The sequence below is a fragment of the Gordonia marina genome (assembly GCF_052036135.1).
GTDB lineage: Bacteria > Actinomycetota > Actinomycetes > Mycobacteriales > Mycobacteriaceae > Gordonia.
This window is the reverse complement of sequence record NZ_JBPSDN010000010.1, coordinates 156,230-167,120: the sequence shown is the minus strand read 5'-3', so window position 1 is coordinate 167,120 and position 10,891 is coordinate 156,230. Positions and strand designations below refer to the sequence as shown.

Below are 10,891 nucleotides of genomic sequence, written 5' to 3'. Positions count from 1 at the left end.
ATCGCGGCCTTCCGCCGCCAGGGTCGATGATGCGTGTGAACCACGCCCGCGGAGCGACTTCGCCGCGCCGCCGCACAGTGTCGGCGATCACCGCACTGGCGGTACTGGTGCTCACCGGTCTGTGGTCCGCCGGTGTGGGTGGCGGTCTCGCATCGGCCAATCCCGAATGCGATGCCCTCCGCGCACAGTTCGGGGCGGGCTGGCCCTGCCTGGACGTGCCGATGTACACGCCACCACCGACACAGCAGGCGCCGCCGATCGAGCCCGGGCAGACCGACAGTCCCAGCGGTGGCCCGAACATCGGTGGTAGTCCCGGAGACGGCCCCGGCCAGGGCAACGGCACCCCGATCGTGAGCCCACCGGGCCAGCACCCACCCAGCGGCGGCAGCACGGTCGTCCCCGCACCACCGCGCACCCGGGCCACCGAGCCGGCAGCCCCAGCTCCATCCCGAACTCCCGCACCTACCACCCCTCCGGCACCGAGTACGGTCTCACCGGCCGAACACGCCCGGCCAGCCAACGGCGATGGACCCGCCGACAACGACGAAGACCACAACCTCACCCCGGTATGGGCATGGCTCCTCGCCGCCGCCGCCGCCGCGATCGCCGCGTCTTACCCAGGAAGCAAACGCGCACTACGGACGTCTTCGCCCGAACGACGCAACCTCGGGCCTGCCGCCACGCCAGTGCTCGAGATTCATCGAGACAACCCAGGCAGCGCGGGCGACGATGACCCCAACAACCCAGGCGGCAATTGGAATCAACACACAGACGATCCACCTCCGGAATCCGTGCAGCCCCCTCCCCCGCCGCAGCAGCCGGTAGAGCCCGCACAGCCGCCCCCTGAGCCGGTGCAGCCACCTCCGCCTATGGAACCGACTCAGCCAAGTCCTGCGCCGCCCAGGGCGCCTGCGCAGCCGTCGGTGGACCCCGACGAATACTTCAGTGGTCGGTTGTTTGACCCGCGAGGCGATTTGAGTGAGTTCGGCATTTCGGACCTGATGTACCGTCTCGGGCGTGATGCCCCGCCCGAGTATCAGCGGCAGTTGTGGTGGATATTAGTCGCCGTAGAACCAATAATCGAAGCCGCGGTAATCGAATTCCTGACCTACTTGATCGCGGCATTCGGCATGCTCTGGGTGATGACGCATCTGACAGATGTGAATGCGATGATATTGGACAGCGTACGAGGCGCTGCACTGATATCGAATAAGATCGCCGAAATTGTCTCGAGGTACCTTTCTGAAAATCGTGATACACCAGATGCGGACCGAATTAGGGGGATAGTTGATAAACTTCCGAAGGGTAGCGCAAAGAATCCTAAGAAGGATAACCGGGAGGTTCCGACCGACGAAGCTATGCAACGGCTGTTCGACGAGATTTCTGAGGGTGGCGAGACTGTGAGAGTGGGAAATTACCCGGGAAGGCAGGTCAGAATGCCAGATGGAACTCTCGTGCAGATGCGGGAAGACTCTTCGAGCGGTGGGCGTACAATTGACATCAATTACCCAGATGGATTCGAACAGAAAATTCATCTCCCGAAGAAGTAGGTTGCCATGTCGAAGCAATTATCTAAAATTCAAGAAGAGATACTCTGGTACGGCCTCTCCGACGGCTGTGACGATTGGGTTCCGATTCAGTCGCTATACTCGGCGACCCAAGTCTGCCTTGGAACTCGAAATTTTGACGCAGTCACGTTTCTCGGTGATGTGGTCGGCTATATAGCGAGTGAGGGCATAGCGCTTGGTGGTGCGGTGACTCAAGGAGAGGGATTCATTCCTTGGGCACTGAACCGCAGAGACCAGGAAGCTCGACTGCGGAAGTACATCTCCGACCATCCCGCACCCTTCGATGGCGGATACGACGTCTGGTTCGTGGTCAGTGCGATGGGTGGGCAGCAGATGCTCGACTACTGGGACGCCCAGGACAAGTCCTGAACCGTGATCCACCGACGTTGGTTTCTCGTATATGAGTTTCTGTTTTCTCGGGGAGATTCGGTTTGTGGGCAGGGGTGATTTCCCGGTCTTGGTTCCGGGCGTTTCACTGGGGTTCCTTGGTTGCGCCGGTGGGGCTGGGCGGTCAGGGCGTTGCCGGGGTTGGTGAAGGACTGATTGCGTTGTTCCACAACAACATCCAGTGTTGTTGCCATGGCCAGTCCCGGGGGTAGGTGCAGGTGGATCAATGAGTACGTACGGATTGGTGATTGTGGCCGACGTCCCCGATGTCGAGGCCGGGGAACGGCTGGGGGAGCACATCGCCCGGTTCCTTGCCGATCGGCCGGGGTACGGCGAGGGTGTCGTCTATGAGGTCGAGGAGACCGACGAGGGTGCCCGCCTGTCGATGAATGGGCAGGGCGTGGTCGCCGATCATAAGGAGGCGTCGTTCTTCACCGACGCGCCGGTGGGGCGGGCGGTGATCTGTGGGGACGGTGACGAGTACGGCGTCGTCTTCCAGGTGTGGAAGCTCGATCCGGCCGGCAGCGAGTGCGTATATCGCGCTTACGTGCAGGATCCGGAATTGGATCCGGAGCCGTCGACGGCGGCGCGGTCCATCACCGGCACCGAGGCCGCCGCCGCTGCCGCGGCGTTGTATGGGGCGGACCCCCAACGATTGCTGGCGCTGGAAGCGGATCCGTCGCCGGTGGTCGATCAGCTGGGCATCATCGGGAGCCCGTTCGATCCCTGGCTGAAGATCTTCGATCGGGAGTGGCCGGAGATCTGAGCCGGGACGGTGCATCCGCGACATTCGGATCGTCGCCGCGACATCGGGAGAGGAAGCGACGACCGCGGTTGTCGCTTCCCCGCTGAGTGTCGCTTCCCGGCGGGGAGTGTCGCGGGTATCGGGGGTGTCGGGGGTGTCGGGGCGGCGTTGTCAGGCGGACTTCGCGATGATGTTCTCGCCGTACCAGTTCAGGTGCTCGATCTTCTTCGCCAGCGGCTCGGTGTCCGGGCCCATGATGTAGGGGAGGCGGAAGCCGACGATGACGTCGGTGATGCCCTTGTCTTCCAGGCGCTTCACGCCGTCGACGGTGTAGGAGTCCATGGAGATGACGTGGATCTCGAACGGGTCGTCGGCTTTGCCCTCTGCCGTGCGGATCGCGCTGATCCGGGCGAGCAGGTCGTCGAGTTCCTCGGCCGGGCCGCCGCCGTGCATCCAGCCGTCGCCGCGGATCACGGCGCGTCGCAGGGCGGCGTCGGCGTGGCCGCCGACCAGCAGCGGGATGGGCTCGGTGGGGGCGGGTGACATCTTCACCTTGGGGATGTCGTAGAACTCGCCGTGGAACTCGAAGTAGTCGCCGCTGGTCAGGCCCCGGATGATGTCCATGCATTCGTCCATCCGCTTGCCGCGGCGAGCGAAATCGACGCCCATGATGTCGTAGTCCTCCGGCCACGGACTGGTGCCGACGCCGAGGCCGAGACGATTCCCGGTCAGGCACGCGACGGACGACGCCTGCTTGGCGACCAGCGCCGGTGGCCGGACCGGCAGTTTCAGCACGAACGGCAGGAACCGCAGGGTCGTGGTGACCGCGCCGAGCGCCGCGGCCTGGATGAAGGTCTCGATGAAGTCCTTGCCCTCCAAGAATTCGCGGTTCCCGTCGGGCGTGTAGGGGTACTTCGCGTCGGAGACCTCGGGATAGGCGAGCGAATCGGGGATCGTCATCCCCGAGAAGCCCGCCGCCTCCGCGGCCTGGGCGAGCGGTGCGTAGTAGGCGGGGTCGGTCATCGCCTCGGCGAACGTGAAACGCATGCCTTCAGACTAGAACACGTTCTAGTTGGGTGGGAAGGATGCCGAAAGGGGGATGGACTTCCGCAGAACATCGGCCGTCTCCGCGGTGCGGGCGGCGATATGCCCTCGGCGGCGCTGAGGAGGCCGGTGTTCTGCGAGAGGGGGCCGTCTCAGCGGGTGACGGAGAACGACGTGCAGCCGGTGTAGGGCACGGTTCCGGTCAGACGGGACATGCCGGTGGTGAAGGGGCCGTCGACCAGCAGCGGCACCATCTGGTACCCGCTCGGCTGGTCGATCCAGCGGGTCCCGGTGAGGGTCAGTGTGTCGCCGATCCGCACGCCGTACATCTCGTACGACCCGCGCGCCACCGTCGGATTGCTCCCGGTCGGGCCGAATTCGAAGGTGGCGCGGGTGGTGCGGTCGCCGCCGTCGCGGAAGGTCAGTTTCAGGGCGCTCTCGCCCTGGTTGCAGGTGTACGTGCCGGTCCAGGCGCCGTCGAGCGCGGCGAGCGAGGCGCCGGCCGCCGAGGTGGTGGCCGACGAGGTCACGCTCGACGTCGTCGTGCTCGATGACGGCGCCGACGAGGTGGCGCTGGAGGTCACCGACGAGACGGCGACCGGAGCGGGAGAATCGCCGCCGCGATGGGTGACGTACAGGATCAGCCCGCCGACCAGCAGAATCACCAGCAGCACCGCGGCGACCACGCCGATGATGATGCCGATCTTGCGATCGGGCCGACCGCCGTCGCCGCCGGGCGGCGCCCCGGCCTGACCGGGACCGGACGGGGGCGAGAACGACGCCGCGGCGGCCGCGGCCGCGTACTCGGCGGCGTAGTCGCCCGGGGCCATCGCCCGGGTCGGCGGACGTACGAGGGGCCCCGCGATGTCGGCGGTCACGGCCTCCGGTACGACCCCCCGCAGCGCCGCGGCGAACGCGGTGCTCGACTCGAAACGCTGTGCCGGGTCCTTCGCCATCGCCCGGGTGATCGCCGCATCGACGTACGGCGGCAGGCCGGGGACCAGCGTCGACGGCGGCGCGACGGTCTCGGTCATGTGGGCGCGCATCATGTCGGCGGCCGGCCGATCGCCGAACGGCGGATAGCCGGTGATCAGGTGATAGGCCGTGCACGCCAGCGAATACTGGTCGGCGCGGTCGTCGACGCGCGGCGCGGACAGTCCTTCCGGGGCCAGGTACCAGAGCGTCCCGACGGCGTGCCCGCTCTGCGTCAGCCGCGTCCGGTCGGGTCCGGTCGCGACGCCGAAGTCGGCGAGCTTCACCGCGGCCGGCCCGGTCATGCCGTTCTGCACCAGGATGTTCGCGGGCTTCACGTCGCGGTGCGTGAGGCGCTGGGTGGCCCAGGCGTAGTCGAGCGCCGCGGCGACCCCGGTGACGATGTCGTCGACCTGCGCGAGCGGCAGGCGCCGGTAGCGGTCGAGCAGGGTCGCGGCGTCGGGCCCGTCGATGAACTCCATCGTCAGCCACAGCCGGCCCTCGGAACGACCGCTCGCGTACGCGTGCACGATGTTCGGGTGGTTCAGCTTCGACAGGACGTCGGCTTCCCGCTCGAAGCGCGCCCGGAAGACGTCGTCGACGCTCAGGTCGGCGGCGACCAGCTTGAGTGCCTCCTGCCGCGGCAGGCGCGGATTCTGCACCAGGTACACGCTGCCCATGCCGCCCTGCCCGAGCGGCCGCAGCACCCGGTAGCCGGCGATCATCTGGTCCATCGTGTCCCTAACGCGTCAGTGCCCGGGCGGGGAGAAGCGTTCCTGGCGGCCCAGCCTGCGCAGTCGCATCCACTCGCGGAAACCGGCGAGATCCCGCTGCTGCACCAGGAAATACCAGGCGAACCGGGCGTACTCCTGGGGAAGGAGTTTACGCATTCCGGGCTGGCTCATCAGGTATCCGCGGTTGCGGTAGGTGAAGAACCGCTTGGTCTCGTTGTCCGGGTACTGCGTGTGCATCCGCCCGCCGAGGATCGGCCGGAACTCGTCGCTGCCGTCCGGATGCAGGTACGCGGTGGTCAGGCAGGTGCCGAAGGCCACGCCCGACCGGGCCAGACGACGATGCATCTCGACCTCGTCGCCGCGCACGAACAGCCGGAGATCCGGGACGCCGATCCGGTCGAGGGTGGACGCCGCGAACAGCGCGCCGTTCATCAGCGACGCGATCGACGGCAGCAGGTCATCGGACCGATCATCGGCGGAACCGAACAGCTCCGAACGACGGCGGCGCCACACCAGTCCCCGCCGCAGCGGGAACGCCAGCGCATCCGGCTCGTCGATGTTCACGACGACCGGCGAGACCTCCCCGAGTCCGTGCCGGACGGCGCAGTCCAGGAGCGTCGAGAGCACCTGCGGACCCTCCGGGCGGCCGTCGTCGTCGGCGCACCAGATCCAGTCGGCGCCCAGTGCCAGGGCGTGCAGCATGCCGAGGGCGAACCCGCCGGCCCCGCCCAGATTGTGCTGCGACGGCAGGTACGTGGTCGGGATCGACTGCGTGGCGACGAGCTCGCCGACCTCGGGCTCGGCGGCGTTGTCGACGACGATCAGGTGGTCGAGCGGCCGGTCCTGTGCGGACAGCACCGCCAGCGATTCGGCGAGCAGTTCCCGTCGCCGGTGGGTGACGACGACGCCGATCACGCGGCCGGTGGCGGGTGCACTCACGCGCCGTCCCCCGGTCCCGCCTGCTCGGCGAGCACCTTGCGGACCTGTGCCGCGGCGTCGTCGCCCTGATACTGCTGCACCACTTCTTCGATGCCGCCGTCCATCCGGATCTGACCGTGGTCGATCCAGAGCGCGCGGTCGCACAGCTGCGCCAGGAACTCGTTGGAATGGCTGGCGAAGACCAGGATGCCGGATCGCTCGACGAGCGCCTGCAACCGCGTGCGAGCCTTCTTCATGAACTCGGCGTCGACCGCACCGATGCCCTCGTCGAGAATCAGGATCTCGGGATCGATGCTGGTCACCACGCCGAGGGCGAGTCGTACCCGCATGCCGGTGGAGTAGGTGCGCAGCGGCATCTCGAGGTAGTCGCCCAGCTCGGAGAACTCGGCGATCTCGTCGGTCTTGGCCAGCATCTCCTTGCGCGACATACCCAGGAACATGCCGCGGATCAGGATGTTCTCGTAACCGGAGATCTCCGGGTCCATGCCGACGCCGAGATCGAAGACCGGCGCCACCCGGCCGTGCACGCGGCAGCTGCCGCGAGTGGGCTCGTAGATCCCGGACAGCAGCCGCAGCAGCGTCGACTTGCCCGCGCCGTTGTGCCCGACCAGCCCGACGCGGTCGCCGTGCTCCAGGTGCAGGTTGATGTCGCGGAGGGCCTCGACGACGACGGTGCGCGAGTTGTTGGAGCCGATCACCCCGCCGGCCGCGCCGATCACCGCCTTCTTCAGCGAGCGCGTCTTGGCGTCGAAGATCGGGAAGTCGACGCCGGCGTCCCAGGTGTCGACCCGGATCGGTCCGGACGTCGGATTGCCTTTGGCCACAGGGGGACTCCTATACCCAGTACGCCACGCGGGCGCGGTAGTTGCGCATCACGAGCATGGCGGCGCCGCAGCCGACGGCCGTGCACGCCAGCACGATGTACCAGTGGTAGGCCGCCACCGGCTGCCCGAGCAGCGGTCCGCGGGAGATTTCGAGGTAGTGGTACATCGGGTTGAGTTCCACCAGCCGCATCCGCTCGGACATCTGGCCGTTGCCGTTGAAGGTCTTGGTGGACCAGATGATCGGCGTCAGGAAGAACACCAGCTGCACCGCCGTGGTGAGCAGCTGGCCGATGTCCCGGAAGCGGGTCGCCATGACACCGAACACGATGGTCACCCAGATCGCGTTCAGCACGAACAGCGCCATCGCCGGGAAGAACAGCAGTGCCGACCAGTTCAGCGGCTGCGGGAAGACGATCAGGATCACCACGTAGATGACGATGTTGTGCGCGAAGATGATCAGCTGCCGCCACACCACCCGGTAGACGTGCACGCTGATCGGCGCCGGGAGCTGTTTGATCAGGCCCTCGTTGGTGGAGAACACCACCGAGCCCTCTTTGATCGAGTCGGCGATGAAATTCCAGAACATCAGGCCCAGCGCCACGTAGGGGAGGAAGTAGTGGATGTTCTGGCCGAACAGTTCGCCGTACAGCAGGCCCATCGCGACCGCGGTGACGGCGGTGGCGACGGTGATCCACAGCGGTCCGAGCACCGAGCGCTTGTAGCGCTGCCGGATGTCGGTCCAGCCCAGGTGGAGCCAGAGTTCGGAGTCGCGGAAACCGTCGATCAGGTCCTTGAGGCCGCGCGCGAAGGTCCGCGAATCGGAGACGGGCGGAGCCGGGGGGATGCCGCCGTCGGGGTTTGCCACTGACACAACGACTCAGGATACGCCGCGGACTATCGTGAGTCCCATGGCCTTCGACGTCGCCTCGGTTCGGGGCCTCTTCCCGACCCTCGGGGACGGCTGGATCCACTTCGACGCCGGCGCCGGGTTGCAGATCCCGGACGCCGTCGCCAGCGCCATGAGCACCGGTGTCCGGGCGCTGCCCGTCGACCCGTCGGGTGTCGGTCCGCAGGCCGAGGCGGCGGCCGACGCCGAACGCACGGCACGACGCGCCGTCGCCGACCTGACGGGCGCCGATCCCGCCGGGGTGGTCCTCGGGCCGTCGCGCAGCGCACTCGTCACCGCCCTGTCCGACGCGCTGCCCGCGAGTGACTGGACCGGCGAGGTGATCTGCTCGCGGCTCGACGACGAGGCCACCATCGTGCCGTGGCTGCGGGGTGCGCGGGCGCACGGCGCGAGCGTCCGCTGGGCCGAGATCGACGTGTCCGACGGCACGCTCCCGGCGTGGCAGTACGGCGATCTGGTGACCGGCCGCACCAAGATCGTCGCGGTCACGCTGGCGTCGTCGGTGACCGGTGCGATCGTCGACGTCGCACAGATCGCGAACTACGCGCATTCGTCCGGTGCGCTGCTGGTGGTCGATGCCAGCGCGGTGGCGCCGTACGCGCGGATGTCGATCGGCGAACTGGGCGCCGACGTGCTGCTGGTGAGCCCGGAGCGCTGGGGCGGCCCGCGGATGGCGGCGATGGCCTTCGCCGAGCCGGACCGGATCGAGCGACTGGGCCGCGTCTCCATGGATCCCGGTTCCACCGGCCCGGCGCGGCTGGAAGCCGAGCCGATGGCCGGTCCGCTGCTCGCCGGACTGGTCGCGTCGGTGGAGCATCTCGCCGGGCTCGACGGCGCGGCGGCCGGCAAACGCAGACAACGGCTGACCACGTCCCTGGAGGCCGCTTACGAGTACGGGCAGCGCCTGACGCAGTACCTGATCAACTCGCTGATCCACCTCGGGCGGGTCCGGGTGATCGGCGACGATGCGCACCGTGTCCCGGTGGTCAGCATCGTCGTCGAGGGAGTGACCGCGGCCGCCGTGTGCCGTCGTCTCGCGGACAACGGGATCAGTGCTCAATGCGATGTCCCGAGCCGTGCGCTGGCACGGATCGGGGCCTCCGAGGCGGGCGGCGCGGTCACCATCGGCCTGGGGCCGTACGCGCTTCCCTATGAGATCGATCAGCTCGCGCGGGTGCTCGGTTCATTCGGCTGAGGGCATGAACCGGCGGCCGGATGTGTCTTGTCCAGGCACTTTCGCTATGGTTGGGGGCCTGTGCCACCCCTGTGGGCGGTGGTGCGGGGTCTGGCCAAGGGGAGGAAGAAGTTGGCAGAGGGGGAACTCTGCGGTGCCGTCGTCGTGTCACCGGAGCAGAGAAGTCAATGGCAGGAGTTCGTGGAATCCGGGTGGGAACTGTTCCACGGTCTCCGTCGCCGCACCGCGTCGGTGTCGGAGCTGACGTATGCCGAATGGCGCTTGCTGGAATGCCTGACGGCCAAGCCGCAGCTGCGCATCTCGGACCTGTCCGAACGCACCCACATCGGGATGAGCACGGTGTCTCGCCAGGTCAGCCGGCTGATTCGGGACGGCTACGTGGCCACGGTGAACGCCGAGGCCGGTGACGCCCGGCAGAAATGGGTCGCCATCACCGACCGGGGCCGCGAGGCGCTCGCCCCGGTGCTGGCCGCCCGCGACCAGGCGGTCCGCGATCTGGTGCTGAACGTGCTGTCCGACGAGGAGTACGCGCAGTTGGTCGGACTGATCCGCCGGGTCGGCGAACACGCCGCGGCGGGTTCCGGAGTCAGCTGACCGTCAGCAGGACCTTCCCGACCGCGGAGCCGTTGGTCAGCCGGTCGAGCGCCGCGGCGGCCTCGGCGATCGGGAACACCGAGTCGATCACCGGGCGCACGGCACCGGCCGCGATCAGCGGCCACGTGCCCTCCAGCGTCGCCACCACGGCCTCGGCCTTGGAACCGGGGCCGGTGGCCGGCCGGGAGCGCAGGGTGGTGCCGGCGACGGTGAGCCGCTTGGCGAGCAGCTTGCCCAGGTCGATCTCGGCCTTGCGGCCGCCGAGCATGCCGATGATCACCAGCCGTCCGCCGATGGTCAGCACGTCGAGGTTCCGCGCCAGGTACTTCGCGCCGACCACGTCGAGCACCACGTCCGCGCCGCCGTGCGGCCGCAGGGCCTCGACGAAGTCCTCGTAGCTGTAGTCGATCAGCACCTCGGCGCCCAGTTCCGCGCACCGTGCGAGCTTCTCCGGATTGCGTGCCGTGACCGCGACGTGCGCGCCGAAGGCCCGCGCGACCTGGATGGCGTGCGTGCCGATACCGCTGCTGCCGCCGTGGATCAGCAGTTGTTCACCGGGCGCCAGCCGGGCCGTGCCGAAGAGGTTCGACATCACCGTGCAGGCGACCTCCGGCAGGGCGGCGGCGTCGTGCACGCTGACCCCCTGCGGAACGGGGAGGAGTTGCGTGGCCGGGACGGCGACCCGCTCGGCGTAGCCGCCGCCGCTGAGGAGGGCGCAGACCGGATCGCCCACCGCCCAGCCCGCGATCTGCGCACCGACCTGCGCGATGTGCCCGGACACCTCGAGACCCAGGATGTCCGACGCGCCCGGCGGCGGCGGATAGTTCCCGGCCCGCTGGAGGACGTCGGCGCGGTTGACGCCGGCGGCGACCACCTCGATGATCACCTCGTCGGGCGCCGGTTCGGGGTCGGGGACTCGCGTCCAGTCCAGGTCGCTACCGGTGATGGCGTACATGGCATCGAGTCTTCCAGCGCGACGCGG

The 10,891-nt window shown here is 68.0% G+C and carries 11 protein-coding genes; 5 read left to right on the top strand and 6 right to left on the bottom strand.

Annotated elements, in window-relative coordinates; translation table 11 throughout:
- Window positions 1–923 precede the first annotated feature (923 nt).
- The 3 genes from ACSEEN_RS08815 (at window position 924) to ACSEEN_RS08805 (ending at window position 2,721) form a co-directional block, all read left to right on the top strand.
- A complete protein-coding gene (locus ACSEEN_RS08815; protein ID WP_371308214.1) occupies window positions 924–1,550 on the top strand; it encodes a hypothetical protein in 627 nt (208 codons plus the stop codon).
- Between the two features lie 6 nt (window positions 1,551–1,556).
- The gene (locus tag ACSEEN_RS08810) at window positions 1,557–1,937 is read left to right on the top strand and encodes a hypothetical protein (RefSeq protein WP_247865748.1); all 381 of its coding nucleotides are present in this window, start codon (window positions 1,557–1,559) and stop codon (window positions 1,935–1,937) included.
- 244 nt (window positions 1,938–2,181) lie between these two features.
- Window positions 2,182–2,721 carry a hypothetical protein gene (locus tag ACSEEN_RS08805; RefSeq protein WP_440712964.1) on the top strand — a complete coding sequence of 180 codons (540 nt, stop codon included), beginning with the start codon at window positions 2,182–2,184 and terminating at the stop codon, window positions 2,719–2,721.
- A 150-nt stretch (window positions 2,722–2,871) separates the two neighbouring features.
- Here ACSEEN_RS08805 and ACSEEN_RS08800 read toward each other — a convergent pair whose 3' ends face one another.
- The 5 genes from ACSEEN_RS08800 to wzm all read right to left on the bottom strand — a co-directional run bounded on the left by ACSEEN_RS08800 (window position 2,872) and on the right by wzm (window position 8,084).
- On the bottom strand, window positions 2,872–3,747 hold the full coding sequence (locus tag ACSEEN_RS08800) for a TIGR03619 family F420-dependent LLM class oxidoreductase (protein ID WP_440712963.1): 876 nt from the start codon (window positions 3,745–3,747) through the stop codon (window positions 2,872–2,874).
- A gap of 149 nt (window positions 3,748–3,896) precedes the next feature.
- A complete protein-coding gene (locus ACSEEN_RS08795; RefSeq protein WP_440712962.1) occupies window positions 3,897–5,450 on the bottom strand; it encodes a serine/threonine-protein kinase in 1,554 nt (517 codons plus the stop codon).
- A 15-nt stretch (window positions 5,451–5,465) separates the two neighbouring features.
- Complete coding sequence (glfT1, locus tag ACSEEN_RS08790) at window positions 5,466–6,389, bottom strand: galactofuranosyltransferase GlfT1 (protein WP_440712961.1); 924 nt, start codon at window positions 6,387–6,389, stop codon at window positions 5,466–5,468.
- The gene (gene wzt / locus ACSEEN_RS08785; protein ID WP_440712960.1) at window positions 6,386–7,213 is read right to left on the bottom strand and encodes a galactan export ABC transporter ATP-binding subunit Wzt/RfbE; all 828 of its coding nucleotides are present in this window, start codon (window positions 7,211–7,213) and stop codon (window positions 6,386–6,388) included. The genes glfT1 and wzt overlap by 4 nt, the downstream gene beginning before the upstream one ends.
- A 10-nt stretch (window positions 7,214–7,223) precedes the next feature.
- Window positions 7,224–8,084 (bottom strand): galactan export ABC transporter permease subunit Wzm/RfbD, encoded by an 861-nt coding sequence (wzm, locus tag ACSEEN_RS08780; protein ID WP_440712959.1) that lies wholly within the window; start codon window positions 8,082–8,084, stop codon window positions 7,224–7,226.
- Between the two features lie 37 nt (window positions 8,085–8,121).
- On the opposite strand from wzm, the gene ACSEEN_RS08775 reads away from it, so the two are divergent.
- Window positions 8,122–9,315: an aminotransferase class V-fold PLP-dependent enzyme gene (locus tag ACSEEN_RS08775; RefSeq protein ID WP_440712958.1), complete on the top strand. Its 1,194-nt coding sequence runs from the start codon at window positions 8,122–8,124 to the stop codon at window positions 9,313–9,315.
- A 60-nt stretch (window positions 9,316–9,375) separates the two neighbouring features.
- Window positions 9,376–9,909 (top strand): MarR family winged helix-turn-helix transcriptional regulator, encoded by a 534-nt coding sequence (locus tag ACSEEN_RS08770; RefSeq protein ID WP_440712957.1) that lies wholly within the window; start codon window positions 9,376–9,378, stop codon window positions 9,907–9,909.
- Here the strand turns inward: ACSEEN_RS08770 and ACSEEN_RS08765 are convergent.
- On the bottom strand, window positions 9,902–10,864 hold the full coding sequence (locus tag ACSEEN_RS08765) for an NAD(P)H-quinone oxidoreductase (RefSeq protein WP_440712956.1): 963 nt from the start codon (window positions 10,862–10,864) through the stop codon (window positions 9,902–9,904). The genes ACSEEN_RS08770 and ACSEEN_RS08765 overlap by 8 nt on opposite strands.
- Between the last annotated feature and the right edge of the window lie 27 nt (window positions 10,865–10,891).